Annotated in this window: 14 protein-coding genes; 5 read left to right on the top strand and 9 right to left on the bottom strand. The window is 60.2% G+C overall.

Annotation, left to right across the window (positions count from 1 at the left end):
• Positions 1–102 precede the first annotated feature (102 nt).
• Both ABD919_RS04080 and ABD919_RS04075 read left to right on the top strand, forming a co-directional pair.
• Positions 103–1,506, top strand: coding sequence for a dihydrolipoamide acetyltransferase family protein (locus tag ABD919_RS04080; protein WP_345234033.1), 1,404 nt, complete (start codon positions 103–105; stop codon positions 1,504–1,506).
• A 107-nt stretch (positions 1,507–1,613) separates the two neighbouring features.
• A complete protein-coding gene (locus ABD919_RS04075) occupies positions 1,614–1,811 on the top strand; it encodes a hypothetical protein (protein ID WP_345234031.1) in 198 nt (65 codons plus the stop codon).
• A gap of 125 nt (positions 1,812–1,936) precedes the next feature.
• On the opposite strand, the gene ABD919_RS04070 is transcribed toward ABD919_RS04075, so the two are convergent.
• Together ABD919_RS04070 and ABD919_RS04065 are read right to left on the bottom strand one after the other, a co-directional pair.
• Positions 1,937–4,618, bottom strand: a complete 2,682-nt coding sequence (locus ABD919_RS04070) for a valine--tRNA ligase (protein WP_345234029.1) — start codon at positions 4,616–4,618, stop codon at positions 1,937–1,939.
• 290 nt (positions 4,619–4,908) lie between these two features.
• Positions 4,909–5,259: a 4Fe-4S dicluster domain-containing protein gene (locus ABD919_RS04065; protein WP_345234027.1), complete on the bottom strand. Its 351-nt coding sequence runs from the start codon at positions 5,257–5,259 to the stop codon at positions 4,909–4,911.
• Positions 5,260–5,455: 196 nt separating this feature from the next.
• On the opposite strand from ABD919_RS04065, the gene ABD919_RS04060 reads away from it, so the two are divergent.
• Together ABD919_RS04060 and ABD919_RS04055 are read left to right on the top strand one after the other, a co-directional pair.
• Positions 5,456–6,469, top strand: a complete 1,014-nt coding sequence (locus ABD919_RS04060; RefSeq protein WP_345234026.1) for an acyl-CoA reductase — start codon at positions 5,456–5,458, stop codon at positions 6,467–6,469.
• Between the two features lie 76 nt (positions 6,470–6,545).
• The gene (locus ABD919_RS04055; protein ID WP_345234024.1) at positions 6,546–6,854 is read left to right on the top strand and encodes a hypothetical protein; all 309 of its coding nucleotides are present in this window, start codon (positions 6,546–6,548) and stop codon (positions 6,852–6,854) included.
• A 196-nt stretch (positions 6,855–7,050) separates the two neighbouring features.
• On the opposite strand, the gene ABD919_RS04050 is transcribed toward ABD919_RS04055, so the two are convergent.
• From ABD919_RS04050 to ABD919_RS04030, 5 genes are all read right to left on the bottom strand, one after another.
• Entirely contained in the window at positions 7,051–7,926 is an 876-nt protein-coding gene (locus ABD919_RS04050) for a nucleoside phosphorylase (protein WP_345234022.1), read from the bottom strand.
• Positions 7,927–8,027: 101 nt separating this feature from the next.
• Positions 8,028–8,987 carry an oxygen-dependent tRNA uridine(34) hydroxylase TrhO gene (trhO, locus tag ABD919_RS04045; protein WP_345234021.1) on the bottom strand — a complete coding sequence of 320 codons (960 nt, stop codon included), beginning with the start codon at positions 8,985–8,987 and terminating at the stop codon, positions 8,028–8,030.
• A 97-nt stretch (positions 8,988–9,084) separates the two neighbouring features.
• Positions 9,085–9,717, bottom strand: coding sequence for a NeuD/PglB/VioB family sugar acetyltransferase (locus tag ABD919_RS04040; protein ID WP_345234019.1), 633 nt, complete (start codon positions 9,715–9,717; stop codon positions 9,085–9,087).
• A gap of 91 nt (positions 9,718–9,808) precedes the next feature.
• Positions 9,809–11,182 (bottom strand): hypothetical protein, encoded by a 1,374-nt coding sequence (locus ABD919_RS04035; RefSeq protein WP_345234018.1) that lies wholly within the window; start codon positions 11,180–11,182, stop codon positions 9,809–9,811.
• The gene (locus tag ABD919_RS04030) at positions 11,179–12,480 is read right to left on the bottom strand and encodes a DUF2851 family protein (RefSeq protein WP_345234017.1); all 1,302 of its coding nucleotides are present in this window, start codon (positions 12,478–12,480) and stop codon (positions 11,179–11,181) included. Before ABD919_RS04030 ends, ABD919_RS04035 begins: the two co-directional genes overlap by 4 nt.
• On the opposite strand from ABD919_RS04030, the gene ABD919_RS04025 reads away from it, so the two are divergent.
• A complete protein-coding gene (locus ABD919_RS04025; RefSeq protein ID WP_345234016.1) occupies positions 12,460–13,374 on the top strand; it encodes a tetratricopeptide repeat protein in 915 nt (304 codons plus the stop codon). The genes ABD919_RS04030 and ABD919_RS04025 overlap by 21 nt on opposite strands.
• Before the next feature lie 77 nt (positions 13,375–13,451).
• Here the strand turns inward: ABD919_RS04025 and lolA1 are convergent, their stop codons facing one another.
• Both lolA1 and ABD919_RS04015 read right to left on the bottom strand, forming a co-directional pair.
• On the bottom strand, positions 13,452–14,099 hold the full coding sequence (gene lolA1 / locus ABD919_RS04020; RefSeq protein WP_345234015.1) for an outer membrane lipoprotein periplasmic chaperone LolA1: 648 nt from the start codon (positions 14,097–14,099) through the stop codon (positions 13,452–13,454).
• Between the two features lie 161 nt (positions 14,100–14,260).
• Positions 14,261–17,257 (bottom strand): FtsK/SpoIIIE family DNA translocase, encoded by a 2,997-nt coding sequence (locus ABD919_RS04015; protein WP_345234013.1) that lies wholly within the window; start codon positions 17,255–17,257, stop codon positions 14,261–14,263.
• Positions 17,258–17,500 lie beyond the last annotated feature (243 nt).

The following is a 17,500-nucleotide window of genomic DNA, read 5'->3' as shown; positions in this document are numbered from 1 at the left end:
CGCCCCCGTCGCCACATTCGCGCCGGGGGCGTTCTGCTTTCTGCCTACCTTTGTCCCACCAAACTCCCACCCCACCTTAAAATCCCCACACATCCCTCCAATATGGCACGAGTGGAAATGACGATGCCCAAAATGGGCGAATCCATCATGGAAGGCACCGTCCTGAAATGGCTGAAGCAAGTTGGCGACGCAATTGAGCAAGATGAATCGGTGCTCGAAGTAGCTACCGACAAGGTTGATACCGAAGTTCCCGCCATCCATGCCGGCGTGCTGGCCGAGATTCTCGTGCAGGAAGGCCAGGTGGTAGCCGTGGGCGCCCCCATTGCCATTGTCGAAACTGATGCCAGCGCCGGCACCGGCGCTGCTGCGCCTGCCGCCCAGGCAGCCGCCCCCTCCAGCAACGGCGTGCGCCCCGATGCCGGCGTGGCCGAAGTGCCCTATGTGCCCGAGCCCCACGCCCAGCAGGCTGCCGCCAGCGGCGCCGTACACCAGCCTGGTCGCTTCCTCTCGCCCCTGGTGCTGAGCATCGCCCGCGAGGAAGGCGTGAGCATGACCGACCTCGAATACCTGCCCGGCACCGGCAAAGAAGGCCGCGTGACCAAGAAAGACATTCTCGACTACGTGGCCAACGGCAAGAAGCCCCTGGCCCCGCAGGCCAGCGCGGCCGCGCAGCCCCAGGCAGCGGCTCCCGCGGCTCCGGCACCCCAGCCGCAGGCTGCTCAGGCTACCGAAACCCAAGCCCCCAAGTCCCCAAGTCCCCAAGCCCCCACTTCCAAGCCCGCCCCGAGCGTGAGCGGCGGGCAGGAGCTGATTGAGATGGACCGCATGCGCAAGATGATTGCACAGCGCATGGTCGACTCCAAGCGCATCTCGCCCCACGTTACCTCCTTTGTGGAGGCCGACGTGACGGAAATTGTGAACTGGCGCAACAAGCACAAGGATGCCTACAAGAAGCGCGAAGGCGAAAACCTCACCTTCACGCCCATCTTCATCCACGCCGTGGCCCGCGCCATCCAGGACTTCCCCAACATCAACGTGTCGGTGGATGGCGACTACATCATCAAGAAGCGCGACATCAACATCGGCGTAGCTGTGGCCCTGCCCAGCGGCAACCTCATCGTGCCGGTGATTCACAACGCCGACCAGCTCAACCTCAATGGCCTGAGCAAGCGCGTGAACGACCTGGCGAACCGTGCCCGGGCCAACAAGCTCAAGCCCGAAGACCTGGAAGGCGGCACTTACACCCTGAGCAACGTGGGCTCGTTCGGCAACGTGATGGGCACGCCCATCATCATGCAGCCGCAGGTGGCCATCATGGCCGTGGGCGCCATCAAGAAGAAGCCCGCCGTGATTGAGACGCCGCAGGGCGACCTTATCGGCATCCGCCACTTCATGTTCCTCTCCCACTCCTACGACCACCGCGTAGTGGACGGCTCCCTGGGCGGTCAGTTCGTGCGCCGCGTGGCCGACTACCTGGAGCAGTTCGACCCCAATACGGCCATCTAGCGCGAGGTTTCGCCAAGTAAAAAGAGGTTTCGCCAGGTAAATCCAAATGGAAACCTAGCGAAACCTCTTTTTTACTTCGCGGCACCTTGCGCGCAAGCTTTTGAACCATGAAAAACATTCTCACTATAGGGGCGCTGCTTCTGGCCCTGGGCCTCATCGGCTTTCTCTACCAGCAGCTCTCGGCCGCGCAGGAAGCGCTAAAGGCCTCGGAGCAGCGGTTTAACGACTGCCAGCAAGTAACTTTTCAGCTGCAGAACAAGCTGGCTGGGCTGGAGCGGGAACGGACGGCCCAGGCTACTAAGTAGGCCTGCCGCAGGAACCGTAACGCGGAATTTCATTCCGCATCCGGTCGCCTTTCCTGGTAAAAGAGAAAGCCGCTTTCCGATAGGGAAAGCGGCTTTCTCTTTTAGGCGCGGAATGCAATTCCGCGTTACAGACTTTTCAATGCCTGCTCCAGCGCGGTAATCTTGCCTTCGGCATCGGCCAGCTTCTGGCGCTCGCGCTCCAGCACTTCCGGCTTGGCATTCTGGGCGAATTTCTCGTTGCCGAGCTTTTTCATCACCGACTCGCGGAAGCCCTGGGCGTACTCCAGCTCCTTCTCCACCCGGGCGCGCTCGGCGGCCAGGTCGATGTGGCCCTCCATGGGGATGAAGAACTCGCCGCTGCCCTGCACGAAGCTCACGGCGCCGGCCGGGCCGGCCTCGGCGTAGCTTAGCTCGGAGAGGCTGCCCAGCTTGCGAATAATGGCCTCGTACTCGGTAAACAGGGTCTGCTCGTCGGTTTTGGCGACCAGGGTCAGGGGCTTGTTCGGGCCCAGGCCTTTCTGGTTGCGCACGGTGCGGATGCCCGATACTACGGCCAGGGCTTTGTCCATACCGGCCAGCAGCGCTTCGCTGTTTTCCACGGTGCTGGGCTTGGGCCAGGCGGCTACGGTAACGTACTCGCGGGGGCCGCGCTCGGCCAGGGCGTGCCACAGCTCCTCGGTGATGAAGGGCATGAAGGGGTGCAGCAGCTTGAGCAGGGTTTCGAGGAAAGTAGTGGTGTGGCGCAGCGTTTCGGCATCGATGGGATGCTGGTAGGCGGGCTTCACCATTTCCAGGTACTGGGCGCAGAAGTCGTCCCACACCAGCTTGTACACCGTCATCAGGGCATCGGATATGCGGAACTTCTCGAAATGGTCGTCGAGCTCGGCAATGGCGGCCTGCAGCCGGGCATTAAACCAGGCCACGGGCTTGTCGTTGGCAAAGGGCAGCGTGCTGTCTACCTGCCAGCCTTTCACGAGGCGGAAGGCGTTCCAGAGCTTGTTGCAGAAGTTGCGGCCCTGCTCCACCAGCTTTTCGTCGTAGAGCAGGTCGTTGCCGGCCGGGGCCGAGAACAGCATGCCGGTGCGCACGCCGTCGGCGCCGAACTGCTGGATGAGGTCGAGCGGGTCGGGCGAGTTGCCGAGCTGCTTGCTCATCTTGCGGCCCTGGTTGTCGCGCACGATGCCGGTGAGGTACACATTTTTAAAGGGCACCTCCTTGCGGTACTCCAGGCCGGCCATAATCATGCGGGCCACCCAGAAGAAGAGGATGTCCGGGCCTGTTACCAGGTCGTTGGTCGGGTAGAAGTAGTTGATGTCGGCATTGTCGGGGTCCTTGAACCCGTCGAACACCGAAATCGGCCACAGCCACGACGAAAACCAGGTGTCGAGCACGTCCTCGTCCTGGCGCAGGTCGTTGAGCTGCAGGCTGGCGTTGCCGCTTTGCTCGCGGGCCAGCTCCAGGGCCTCGTCGGGCGTGAGGGCCACCACGAAGGAGCCGTCGGGCAGGTAGTAGGCCGGAATCTGCTGGCCCCACCAGAGCTGGCGCGAGATGCACCAGTCGCGCACGTTCTCCATCCACACCCGGTAGGTGTTCTTGAACTTGGCCGGGTGCAGCTTCACGGTGTCGTTTTCCACCACTTCCAGCGCGGGCTTGGCCATGTGCTCCATTTTCAGGAACCACTGCATGCTGAGCTTGGGCTCAATCACGGCCTTGGTGCGCTCGGAGGTCTGCACGATGCTGGCGTACTCCTCCACTTTAGCGAGCAGGCCGGCTTCTTCCAGGTCTTTCACGATGTTGCGGCGGGCCGCAAACCGGTCCTGGCCCACGTACAGCACCGCCTTTTCATTGAGCGAGCCGTCGTCGTTCAAAATGTCGATTACCGGCAGGTTGTGCTTCAGACCCAGGTTGTAGTCGTTGATGTCGTGCGCGGGCGTCACCTTCAGGGCGCCGGTGCCGAAGTCCATGGACACGTACTCGTCGAAAATCACCGGGATTTCGCGGCCCAGCAGCGGAATCCGCACCTTGGCCCCGGCCAGGTGGCTGAAGCGCGGGTCGTTGGGATTTACGGCTACAGCCACGTCGGCCATGATGGTTTCCGGGCGCGAGGTAGCTACCGTGATGTAGTTGTCAGTTGTTAGTTGTCCGTTATCAGGCCCGACATTGGAACTGTCAACTGACAACTGAGAACTGACAACTTCATACCTCAGGTGGTACATCTTGGCCTGCACGTCCTTGGCAATAACTTCCTCGTCGCTGATGGCGGTGCGGCCCTGGGGGTCCCAGTTCACCATGCGCACGCCGCGGTAGATGAGGCCTTTGCGGTACAGGTCCACGAATACGCGCAGCACGGCCTGGGTCAGCTCCGGCTCCATGGTGAAGCGGGTGCGGTCCCAGTCGCAGCTGGCACCCAGCTGCTTGAGCTGCTCGAGGATGATGCCGCCGTACTTTTCCTTCCACTCGAAGGCGTGCTCCAGGAATTTCTCGCGGCCGATGTCCAGCTTGTTGATGCCCTGCTCCTTAAGCAGCGCCACTACCTTGGCCTCGGTGGCAATGCTGGCGTGGTCGGTGCCGGGTACCCAGCACGCTTCCTTGCCCTGCATGCGGGCCCGGCGCACCAGCACATCCTGAATGGTGTTGTTCAGCATGTGGCCCATGTGCAGCACGCCCGTCACGTTGGGCGGCGGAATGACGATGGTGTAGGGCGTCTTCTTGGGGTTGGCACTGGCTTTAAAAAAGCCCTGCTCCTGCCAGCGCTGATACCATTTGGCTTCAACGTCGGTGGGGCTGTATGTAGTAGCGAGGGACATGATTGGGAATTGGGTATTTGGGCAAAGGTACTGTCTATCGGGGTGCAGGCGCATAACATGCGCCACCTACAAATAGAACGTCATGCTGAGCGGAGCACAGCGGAGTCGAAGCATCTCTACCACGAGAGTAAACCCAATCAAATGAATTTACTGCCGCCGGCAAGATGCTTCGCTGCGCTCAGCATGACGTTCTTTTTCATTTGTGCTTATTGGTTCTTTCCACTCTTGCTCATAGAATAAAAAAGGCCGCTCCCCGGAGGAAGCGGCCCGTTTCACTGGCAGCTGGTCGCTTACGCGGCCACGTGCAGCCAATCTTTTTTCTCCAGCAGCCGCTCACGGGTCTCGCGGTAGTCGGGGTCGTCCACGCAGCAGTCGACGGGGCACACGGCGGCGCACTGCGGCTCCTCGTGGAAGCCGACGCACTCGGTGCACTTATCCGACACGATGTAGTAGTACTCGTCCGACACCGGGGTCTGGGGCGCGGTGCCCGACACCAGGTCGCCGTCGCTGGTTTTCACCTCTTTCAGCGAGGTGCCATCGGCCCAGCGCCACTGGGCGCCGCCTTCGTAAATCGCGTTGTTGGGGCATTCCGGCTCGCAGGCACCACAGTTGATGCACTCGTCGGTTATCATGATGGCCATAGGGCGTAGGAAGTCAGTTAGAGGGTATAATCGTAAAGATGCCGACCCGCAATACGTAAAAACGACCGGCCGGGTCAGCCGCTTGGACTGGCAAAATTAGCCAACAGGAGCCGGCTTTATATGGTTTAAGCGAATTTTGCTTCATTAACCTGCGTTTTTACGCCTTTCTGCCCAGCGCAGCTTACCTGCTTTTTACATGAATCAATCCGAACGACTTGCTGCTTTCGTGGCCCTGGGCCAGCGCCTGGCCACTATTTCTACCGACGAGCTGACGCCCCTGGCGGCCCGGGCCCGCAACCAGAACGCCTGGTTCGACCTGCCCAACGTGACCCACGCCGTGCAGGGCATTGCCCACCTGCTGGAAGAAGAGCCCCTGCGCCACTGGGCCGCCCGCTACCCTGCCGAGCCCGCTACCGTGCGCCAGGTGGGCGTGGTAATGGCCGGCAACATCCCCATGGTGGGCTTTCACGACCTGCTGTGCGTACTGGTAAGCGGCCACATTCTGCTGGCCAAGCTCAGTGCCGACGACACCGTGCTGATGCAGTGGCTGATAGACGAGCTGGTAAAGATTGAGCCCCTCTTTGCCGACTTTATCAAGGTAGTGCCGCGCCTCAATGCCGCCGATGCCTACATCGCCACCGGCTCCGACAATACGGCCCGCTACTTCGACTACTACTTCGGCAAGAAGCCGCACATCATCCGCCTCAACCGCAGCAGCGTGGCTGTGCTCACCGGGCGGGAAACCGACGCCGAGCTGGGCCAGCTGGGGCCCGACATCTTCCAGTACTACGGCCTGGGCTGCCGCAACGTGAGCAAGCTCTACGTGCCCAGGGACTACGACTTCACACCTCTGCTCGACGCCCTGCAAACCTGCGAGGGCGTACTCAACCACCACAAGTACCAGAACAACTACGACTACAACAAGAGCATCATGCTGGTGAACGGCGTGCCCCACCTCGACAACGGCTTTCTGCTGGTGAAGCGCGACATCGCCCTGGTGTCGCCTATCTCAGTGGTATTTTTCGAAGATTACACTAACGAGATAGAGCTGGTAGACAAGCTTACCGATGTGGCAGCCCGCATTCAGTGCGTAGTATCGTCAGGTGGCCTGTTTGCAGGTAGTTTCCCCTTCGGCCGGGCCCAGGCCCCGGGGGTAACCGACTATGCAGATGGCATCGACACCTTAAATTTTTTAATGTCGGAATTATAACAATTCCGACAAAATTTCCCTTACCTTTAGCAGACCGCATTGGCAAATTTTATCCACCATTCTTTCTGCTTCTTCTATGTACCCCGAATTCACCACTATGACCGACGTTGAAACCGTAGCAAAAGAGGAGCTGCATATGATGCACTACCCCCAGGAGGACGTGTTGAAGACCGAAGCCGAGCGCCGCCACCGGGCTCATGAAGCCCAACGCGCCGTGACGCTGGGCAATGCCTACCACGGTAAGCTCGACATCTACTTCCAGACGGCCGACGGGGCTACTAAACGCGTTCAAACCACCGTTTGGGCCGCTGATGATGAATACCTGACCCTGAAGTCGGGCGTGTCCATCCCCATGCGGGCCGTGTCGTGGATGGATTTTTATTAAGTCTGAACCACGGATTGACCCGGATTTTGGACCGCAGATTGTAACGGATTTGACGGATAAGAACGGATTCATTTCCGCTTGTTCTTTAAAAGCAAAAGGGCCACTGCTACAACAGCAGGGCCCTTTTCAATTTCGTATGCTGAATAAAGGACTTTATAATCCGTTCTTATCCGTCAAATCCGTTACAATCTGCGGTTCAGACGAGTCGTTGCAGGGTGCGCTCAATCATCTCGTCGACCAGCGCGGCGGGGTTTTCGGCGAACTCGCCGGTGGCGCGGTTGGCCAGAATGGCGTTCAGCGACACTACTTCGTGGCCCAGCATGCGGCCCAGGGAGTAGTAGCCGGCGGTTTCCATCTCGAAGTTGGTGAGGCGGAACTTGCCCTCGGCGTTGAGGTGGGCGAAGCTCTGCAGGCGGGCGATGTAGTCGGCCTGCCGCAAATCCAGGCGTAGCACGCGGCCCTGGGGGCCGTAGAAGCCGGGGCAGGTGAGCGTGTTGCCCACCAGCATGCCCTGTCCGGCCTGCTCGCGCAGCAGGTCGGAGCCGCGCACCACATAGGGAGCGAAAGGCAGCTGCAGCTGCTGCTGCAGAGCAGTGGCAATCTCGGTTTCGAGACCGGTTTCCATCAGCGGGTAAAACTGCATCAGGCTGTCGAGGCCCACGGCGTGCTCGGTGGCGAGCATGGCCCCTACCGGGATGTCGGGCTGCAGGCTGCCGCTGGTGCCCAGTCGGATGATGCGCAGCTTGATGCGCTCCTCCTCGGGCCGCACCGTGCGCGACACGAAGTCGATGTTGACCAGGGCATCGAGCTCATTCATCACGATGTCGATGTTGTCGGTGCCCATGCCCGTGCTCATCACCATCATCCGCTGGCCTTTGTAGTAGCCCACATGAGTTACGAACTCGCGGTGGCTTATTTCAACCTCGACGGAGTCGAAATGCCGGCTTACCTGCGCTACCCGGGCCGGGTCGCCCACGGTCAGGATGGTGTCGGAAATGTGGTCGGGCAGCAGGTTGAGGTGGTAAATGCTGCCGTCGGGGTTGAGAATGAGCTCAGAGGAAAGAATGGACATGGTGTGGGGAATTTTGAATTATAAATTAGGAATTGGGGCAAGCGTCTTGCGGATACGCGAAAGCGGCCCCAATGTCGGGCAGCCGCCTTCATTTTTAATTCTTAATTTTTAACTTTTGATTTCCCATAGGAAGCCAGGCCCTGGGCCGGGTTGTAGTGGTTGCTGAGCTTGGGGTAGGCGCCGGTGCCGTCGTAGGGGCGCTTGTCGGGGTGTTCGGCGCAGGCTTCGGAGCAGGCGCCGGCCAGCTTTTCGCCGCAGGCCTCGCACAGGGGCAGGTGGGCGTTGCAGTGCGGGTTGGCGCAGTTCACGAGGCGGTTGCTGGGCGTCTGGCAGTGGTGGCACAGGGAAATCACCGTGGGGTTCACGCGGTTCACGTCCACGGCCACGCGGTTGTCGAACACGTAGCACTGCCCGTCGAAATCCTCGCCCCCGGCCTCGATGCCGTACTTAATGATGCCGCCGTGCAGCTGGTACACATTTTCGAAGCCCTGCTCCAGCAGGAAGGCCGTGGCTTTCTCGCACTTCACGCCGCCGGTGCAGTAAGTCAGGATTTTCTTATCCTTGAACTGCTCCAGGCGCTCCACCCGGTCGGGAAAGTCGCGGAAGTTCTCAATATCCAGCGTCAGGGCATTCTTGAAGCGGCCCAGGTTGTACTCGTAGTCGGAGCGCACGTCCACCACCACCACGTCGTCGCGGTCTTTCATGGCCTTGAACTCGGCCGGCGACAGGTGCTGGCCGGTTTTCTCGTAGGGCTTCATCTCGTGCAGGCTGCTGTGCACAATCTCGGGCTTCACGCGCACGTGCAGCTTCTGAAAGGTGTGGGCCGGCACCTCATCTATCTTAAACTCCAAAGCAGCAAAACGAGGGTCAGCTTTGACGGCCGCCATGTAGCGGGCGCAGCTTTCCACCGTGCCCGACACGGTGCCGTTCAGCCCTTCGTGGGCTACGATAATGCGCCCGCGCAGGTCCAGCTCCAGGCAGAGCCGGTGATGCTCTTCCCGGAATTGCTCGGGGTTGTCGATGGGCGTATAGCAGTAATAGAGAAGAACCTGATAGCTCATTGTTGTCAGTTGTTCGTTGTCAGTTGTCAGGATTGTTCTGATAAAGCAGCCATCAGAACGAGCTGACAACTGACAACGAACATCTGACAACTAAAAATTACACTTTCACCGCGGGGTTGCCAAACACGGTCTGCCCGTTGGGCACATCGGCTACCACCACCGAGCCGGCGCCTACGCGGGCTTTGTCGCCGATTTTAATGCCGGCGACTACCACCGCGCCGGGGCCGATAAAGGCCTGGGAGCCGATGGTGACTTCGGCGCCTATCTGGGCGCCGGTGCCAATCTGGGTGTAGTCACCTACCGTGGCTTTGGCTTCTACTACGGCATTGCCGCCTACCAGAATACCGTCGCCGAGGGTGGCCGTAGCGGCTACCACCGCATTGGGGCCGATGTAGTTGCCGTGGCCCAGCGTAGCATGCATCGATACGCTGGCGCGCTGGTGAATGGCGTTTACGGGCACGGCTTCGTACTCCGAGCGCAGCATCTGGGTGAGGCTGCGACGGCTGGCGGTGTCTTCGGTAGCCACAAATACTTCACACTTCTTGCCCAGCAGCTTCAGCAGCTCGCCATCGTCGGTGTTGCCCATCACGGGAACATCGAGCAGTTCGCTGTTTTGCAGCTTTTTATCGTCGTCGAGCAGGCAATATACGACGATGTCGTTGGAGAGAAAGGCATCAAGCGCCGCCGTGCCAACGGTTTGGGCACCAAGAATGATGACGGGGTTTTCCATTAGAGAAAGCAAGAGGTAAAAGGCCGCAGCCCGCTATTACAGCCAGGCCACGACCAAGCGCAAAGGTACGACGATGCAAACAGCTGTTTCCCTAGTGCTGTTCCGGCAAGGCCTGGTCCTCCCCTAGCCCCAGCCGGCGCAGCAGCGCCACAGCGTACTCGTTTTGCAGCAGCAGCAGCAGCAGGTAGGGCAGCATGGCGCTGCGGTAGCGGCTCAGGGCGCCGAAGTTGGGGACGGTAAGCCCCATGAGCACGGCCACAACCACGCAGAAAACGAGCAGGGCCAGCACGAACGCAAAAGGCAAGGGCCCCGCAGCCTTTCGGCGAATGGCAGCCAACAGCGGCAGTGCCAGCATAAACAGCAAAGCCGCATTTTCCAACCCTCCCGCCACATACTGCAGGCCCCGCGATTCGCCCAGCACCGGCCGGGCCAGCGCGTTGACCACCGCCAGCGGCATGTGCAGCACAGCACTTTCCTCGGTAGGCTTCAGGTTGGGGTACTCGAAGTGGGGCCGGCCCCGCGACATTTCCAGGTGGTGGGTATACACCTTAATCATCTGGCTGGTAAACTTATTGGAACGGAAGGCCACGCTCAGCTGCGGGGCAATAAAGGCTCCCAGCCCCAGCAGCCCCAGCATAATAAGCACTTGCGACCACCGCTGGCGGGCTAGCCCCATGCGCTGAAATACCCGCACCAGGCCCAGCCCCAGCAGGCCAACCAGCAAGGGCGCGGCAAAGAAGTAGCGCATCTTGAAGTGCAGAAAAGCCAGTAGCAGTATAGCCAACGCCCGGGCCCAGGCCTGCCCCCGGCGCTCTTCCACCCCACCGTAAAACCCTTCAACCACCAAAGCCAGCAGCCAGGCGCCGGTGCCCAGCAGCACACTTTCCTTGGTGTAAGTGGAGGTCCAGAACAGCATGGGCGGCCAGAGCAAAAAGGCTACGGCCGCACCGGCTGCGGCGCCTGGCCAGCGGTGCAGCAGCGTGCGCACCAGCTGCCAGCTGCCCACAAAGCAGAAAAACGACAGAAAGGCCGCCGTGTAGATTTTCCCGTTCAGGGTGAACAAGTTTACCAGCGATAGCAGCTTGTGGAAAAAGAAGGTGTTGGACATGCCGTAGAACACCACGTGCCAGTCTTCAAAGTGCAGCTCGTTGCCGGCCAGGGTTTGCAACCAGCCGCCGGGCTCGGCCCAGAGCTGCCGCGTTATTACCCAGCCGTGCGACTCAAAGCCAATCACATCCGGGGAAGGAAAGAACCCACTGAAAATGGCAAACAGCAGGCGCAGGCCCAGCGAGAGTAGTGCTACTCTGCTCAGCCAGCGGGGAACTTCGGCAAGCTGCCGGGCAAGCCAGCGCCGAAGGAAAAGCCACAGGGCCAGGTTGAGCACGACGGCTAGTCCCAGCTGCGCGGGCGTCACCAATGTGCCTTCTACCATCCCGCCATTCACCATCCAACCGTCTTGTATCATCGAGCTATGCGGGGTTGTTGCACCAGCCGGCTGCCAATGGCACACTGCAGGCAGCGGCGGGGCGTACAGTAGCTTTTATGCAGGGAGAGCAGCCCCTGGGAGTCGGCCGCGGAGCGGTGGGTAAATCCCAGAGTCCCGAAGGTATCCGTGTATTGGTTGTGCTCGGCCGGCAGCTCGGCCAGTAGGGCCACAGTGCTTTCTATCAGGGCGGCCTGGCCTACCTGGCGGGCGTAGGCTACCCGCAGCGGCACCACCACGTTTATAATTAACAGCTCCATGCTGCTTCTGCCCAGTCCGGGCACCTTGCCGGGGCGGCCCGGGCGGTAGTGGCTGCGCCAGTACTCCGGCACCGCTACCCGGAAAAAATCCAGCAGGGCTGCCACGCTTTGGGCCGTAAGCAGCGCGTCGAACAATGCAGGCCGGGCGTGCAGCAAGCCCACCAGCTGCCCCAGCCGAACCGTTGGAAAATTGGCTGGCCGCAGACGCAGGTAATTCCACTCGTGCACGGCCAAGGCGGTGGGCCCAAGCCCGTATTTGTGGCTCAGAAAGCTGAATTCCCGCTTCAAGGCCTGGATGTATTCATCCCCACTCGTTTCCTCATTATCAGCCAGGAACCCTGCCTGCCCGAACACCAGGGCTTCCAGCTGATGTAGCTCGTGCCGGTGGCGGCGCAGTATGGCCAGGGGCAGTGCTTTGGCCAGCCGGCCCATGGGCTCGCTGTTCTTTTGAAAGCCAAATGCGGCCGTCAGGACATGGTATGCCGTGGCTTCCCAGTCGCTGCCCAAGTGTTGATGTAGGCTGGCCAGGGCGTCGGCTTTTTGCTCTACCCGCTCCAGCAGGGCCCGCTCCACCATCATGGCCTGCGTGATGCCGGGCACCAAGCCGAGCAGCGGAGCACAGGGCAGCGCCGCCGTTGCCGGCGCCTCAACCAGCTCATGGTAGCGGCGCAGCAGCTCCGGACCCAGACGGGCCGACAGGGCCAGCGCTGGAATCAGGCTGCCGTTGGTGCGGTTCACATCGGCATCGTGGCTGCCTACTACGTGCAGAATCACCTGGTCGTACTTGGGGTCGGTTTGGTGGCTGTGCCGGGCCCAGTCGGAAGCCCGCAGGTGTATCTCCACGGCGCCGTTCCACTCCACCTTGCCTACCCGCAGGCGGGCACCCAGAAAGTCGGGGCCGGCATCGGCATTGCGGTAGCCAGGCTGCAGCACCTGAATTTCCTCGCCCGCCGCCGTGCACAGGTTGGTTTTGTCGAAGTACTGGTGCTGCCAGACGTAGTGGAGGAAATCTTCTTTCATAACTTGCATCAAGTGGGTAGAACTAGAGCCATTTTAGAATATCGACGCCCAAGAAACCGCAAATTATTGACTAGCGAACATAATCAGCCTTTAATTAACCGCCTGGTTCGGACAATAAACCGCGCTTATTTCGGCCGCTACATCTCTAAACGCTTCATTGGCAGAGTAGCGCTTTTGTTGGAAGGGCTAGCACAGGAGGGCAATGCGCTAGCCGCATACTGGTTAGCTACCATTAACTGGGAGGGCTGGGGAGTTCCGACTAACCCGGAGAAAGCTCTAGAGCTCTTTCATTTGGCAGCCGAACATGGCAACCGTGTTGCTCAATACAACCTGGGCGTAGCATATGATAATGGGCTTGGCATCACCAAGAATCAAGCAACAGCCTTTGGATACTTTTTTGAATCCGCCAAACAAGGTGAAACAGAGGCAATGCACTCTGTGGGGAGCATGTATTACTGGGGCCACGGAGTGGTGCAGAATTATTCCAGAGCCAGCTATTGGTACCGCAAAAGCGCAAAGCGTGGGTTTGCAACTGCAATGTGTGACTTAGGTAGATGCTACCAACGGGGTGTAGGTGTCAAGAAAGACCTTCAAAAGGCAATAAATTGGTTTACCAAAGCAGTGAAGGCGGGTGATGTGAGGGCCAAGACCTGGCTTGGCCTGGCTTATACCTGCTTGCCTGACCCAAAGTGGAAATTAGCTCGCTACTGGCTGGAACAAGCAAGTGAACAAGAGCAGGTGCATGCTATGTATCTCTTAGGCGCCTGGGCTGAATCTGGCTGGAACGGGAACGAGAACCTGGCAGATGCTCAGTTTTGGTATAGCCACGCTGCAGAGCTAGGCCACACACGTGCAGCACTATGCTTGGCAGAACTAAAGGGTGAGAATTTTTAAACAATACGGCCCGCCTCTCGCGAGACGGGCCGTATTGTTTAATCAGACTATAGAACTAAAGTCTGTGAAGCAGTGAATTAGCGCAAATCAACCACTTTCACCCCCTTATACTTAGTCTTGTCGAAGGCGAAGGTGTTGGCATCCACGGCGGGGTTAGGCTTGAAATCCTTGATAAGGAAGGTGTAGCGGTTGCCGTTCTTCTTGAACATCTGCCAGCTTTTTACCGAGGTGTCCTTCTTGCGCACCTTCAGCCGCACCTTAAACACGTCATTTTGGCGGTTTTCCGGCGAAAGCTCAATTACATCGAGGGCTTCGCCGCCTTCCTTCACCTCCTGTACATAGGTGTACTTGTACCCCTTTTTGTACATGGTGTAAATCTGGGAAGGCGACATCTCCTGGGTGTCGGGGTCGGAATCCGAGATGTTGACTTCGTTCTCGTTCTTCAGGTAAGTCCAGGTAGTAGTGCCGTTGTTGATAACCTCCTGGCCGCTCATCTTCAGCCGGAACTTCTGGCCGCTGACGGTGATATCGCCGGTCAGGTTCTGCTTCTGCCCTTTCAGGCCCGGGCTTTCCAGGGTTTGGGTGAAGCTGGCCGAGTAGGCTTTCAGCGCCTGGTATTTGGCGCTCATCTGGTCGAGTATTTTACCCGCTTTGGGGTCTTGCTGCGCAACCGCCGGTAATGCGAGTGAGGCCGAAAGCAACAGCAGGGAGAGGAATTTCTTCATTTGAAAAGGGTACGATTAGAGCAGACTTTCTGCTCAGATAGCCTGAGTACGTTGCTGGTTTAACAAATGGCCGGCCAAAAATACTCCCTAACGGCAGAAAGGCGTGATACCCGGCTTTTTTTACCCGGGCATCACGCCTTTTGCACTCACTTTCAACGTCCTTACTTGGGCAGTGAATTCAACAGCTGCTCCAGCTGGTATTCATCCGGAATAAGCACCTCGCGGGCCTTGCTGCCCTCGAAGGGCCCCACAATGCCGGCGTGCTGGAGCTGGTCGATAAGCCGGCCGGCGCGGTTATAGCCCAGCTTGAGCTTGCGCTGAATAAGGCTGGTGCTGCCCTGCTGGTGCAGCACAATGCACCGGGCCGCTTCCTCAAACATGGAGTCGCGCTCGGAGGGGTCCATCTCCTCGTTGCCGCTGCCGGCGTCGCCATCGGCTCCGGCCACTTCGGGCAGCAGGTAGGCATCGGAGTAGCCCTGCTGCTCGCCGATGTAGTCGCACACGCGGTCCACTTCGGGGGTGTCGATGAAGGCGCACTGCACGCGAATCAGGTCGGAGCCGGCCGAGAACAGCATGTCACCCTGCCCGATGAGCTGGTCGGCCCCGCCCGTATCCAGGATGGTGCGCGAGTCAATCTTGCTAGTCACCTTAAAGGAGATACGGCAGGGGAAGTTGGCTTTGATGATGCCCGTAATAACGTTTACCGAGGGGCGCTGCGTGGCCACAATCAGGTGAATGCCAATGGCGCGGGCCAGCTGGGCCAGGCGGGCAATGGGCGTTTCCACTTCCTTGCCCGCCGTCATCATCAGGTCGGCCAGCTCGTCGATTACCAGCACAATAAAGGGCAGGTAGCGGTGCCCTTTCTTGGGGTTGAGGCGGCGCTCCACAAACTTGTGGTTGTACTCCTTCAGGTTGCGGCAGCCGGCTTCTTTCAGCAGGTCGTAGCGGCGGTCCATCTCCATGCACAGCGAGTTGAGCGTGTGCACCACCTTCTTGGTGTCGGTGATGATGGGCTCTTCGGTGTCGGGCAGCTTGGCCAGGAAGTGGCGCTCAATCTTGTTGAAAATGCTCAGCTCGACCTTTTTGGGGTCGACAAGCACAAACTTGAGCTGGGCGGGGTGGCGCTTGTAGAGCAGGGAGGCCAGAATCACGTTCAGACCTACCGACTTACCCTGCCCCGTGGCACCGGCCATGAGCAGGTGGGGCATCTTGGCCAGGTCGGCCACAAATACCTCGTTGGTAATGGTGCGGCCGAAGGCGATGGGCAGGTCCATCTCGGAGCGCGCAAACTTCTCGGAGCCCAGCACCGAGCGGATGCTCACCATCTCCTTTTTGGTGTTCGGCACCTCAATGCCGATGGTGCCCTTGCCGGGAATGGGCGCGATGATGCGAATGCCCAGGGCGGCCAGGCTCAGGGCAATGTCATCTTCCAGGCTCTTGATTTTGGAGATGCGAACCCCCACATCCGGCACAATCTCATACAGCGTGACGGTGGGACCGATGGTGGCCTTGATGCTGGCGATGTTGATGCCGTAGTGGCCCAGCGTCTCCACAATCCGGTCCTTGTTGGCTTCCAGCTCTTCTTTGGTTACCTGGGCCTTGGGGATGCCATAATCGTTGAGCAGGTCCAGCGTGGGGTACACGTAGCGCGACAAGTCCAGCGTGGGGTCGTAGTTCACGTTGGGCATGGCATCGGCATCCTCGTCTTCGTCGGCCACCGCGGCGATGTCGGCCCCGGCGTTGGGGTCGAGGTCGTCGCGGCTGGGCACGGTGATTTCCAGCTTCTGGTTGCTGGTTGCCGGCTGCGGGCTTAGGCTGGCAGCTGGCAGGGGGCCATCGGCCAGGTCGGCCAGGGAAAGCGGGGTGGGTATGGTTGCCGCTGGCGGGGCCGGAGCAATTTCCACCGCTTCCGGCTCGGCTACGGGCAGCTCGAAGGAAAAGGCCGGGCCGCTGGCCGCGGCAGATGCCGCAGCGAGGGCAGCTACCCCGGTACCAGCTGAGGTGGTTGCGCCTGCGGCTACCGTACCGGCCACTGCCGCAGCCAGGGGAGTTACGCTCAGGGCCAACCCATCAGCCACCGTGGGCGCAGGCTCAAACTCCGCACCGGGGGCCACCTCCAGGGGCAGCTCATCGGCTACGGGCAGCGCCGGCGCCGGCTCGGGCTTAGGAGCCGGGGCGCGGTTAATGAGCTCCATGCCACCGGCTTCCACGCGAGCACCCGACGACGCTGCCGAGGCCTGAGGCTCGGGTGAAGCCATGGGCTTTTTGCTGGCGGCTGCCGCAGCGGCCTGCTCGGCAGCAATTTCAGCGGCCAGGGCGGCATCTTCATCGGCATCTGCCCCACTTGCGCTGCCAAAGCCCAGGTTGAGGCTGGTGACATTGAAGAAGAACACCACAAACGAAATCAGGATAAACGCCAGCAGCAGCACCGTGCCCCAGCCAATGAGGCTATCGAGCCAGGAAGCCATCTCGAAGCCCACCCCGCCGCTTAGAAAGTCCAGGCGATGGGCCAGCGCCGGGTCGGCCCCGGGCGTAGCCAGCGTCACCACTACGTAGCCCAGCAGCACGCTCAGCCAGGCCATGCTAAACAGGCCCAGGGCCAGCACATAGCTCACCGAGCCCACGGCCGTGCGGAACACGATTTTGTAGCCCAGGAAGAATACCACCGGAATCAGGGCGAAGGCCGCAATGCCGAACAGCTTGTAGATGAACAGCTCGGCGGCCCAGGCGCCCAGCAGCCCCAGCCAGTTGCCCGACTCCTGCCCGGCTTCCTTCAGCGGCGTATTGCCCAGGCTGCCCACCACACTCTGGTCGGCGTGGCCGGTGAAGAGGAAAGAGGTGAAGGCAATGGTAAGGTAAAGGCTGCTCAGCAAAAAGCCGAAGCCAATGAACAGGTGAAAGCGGCGGTCGCGCAGCACACTCAGCAGCTGGGGCGCACCGGGCAGTGGACCACGGGGGGCCCGGGGGGGCTTGGGTGCCGCCACGGGCTTGGCTCCTTTGGGCACGTTGGCCGCGCGGGGGGCAGCCGGGCGTGCCGGCTCGGGGGCAGAAGCAGGAGTATCCCGGGGCTCGTTGCGCCGGTTAGGGCGCGGCGCCGCGTCCACAGGGCGGTTGGAGGCAGGTCCGGGAGGAGGGTTTCGGTAACGATTATCGGCCATTCGAATAGCAGCGTAAAAGCCAAATTTACGCAATACAGGCCGGAAAACGGGCAGTGAAAGGTTTTGGCAGCGTTAGCGGGCGCCGCAAGAAGGTGAAGCGGCCCTTCTTACCCAGGAGGGAATGCCTCAGCTATTGCTGAAACGGGAGATGGTTGGGCCGCCTGCGCCGGTAGGACCAGTCGTTTGGGTGTCGTTCCGGTATCGTTCAACGAATTCAACCACCCCAGTCAAGCCTGGAGGCTT

It is taken from the genome of Hymenobacter saemangeumensis, assembly GCF_039541835.1.
GTDB classification, from domain to species: Bacteria; Bacteroidota; Bacteroidia; order Cytophagales; family Hymenobacteraceae; genus Hymenobacter; species Hymenobacter saemangeumensis.
This window is presented reverse-complemented; position numbering and strand designations above follow the sequence as displayed.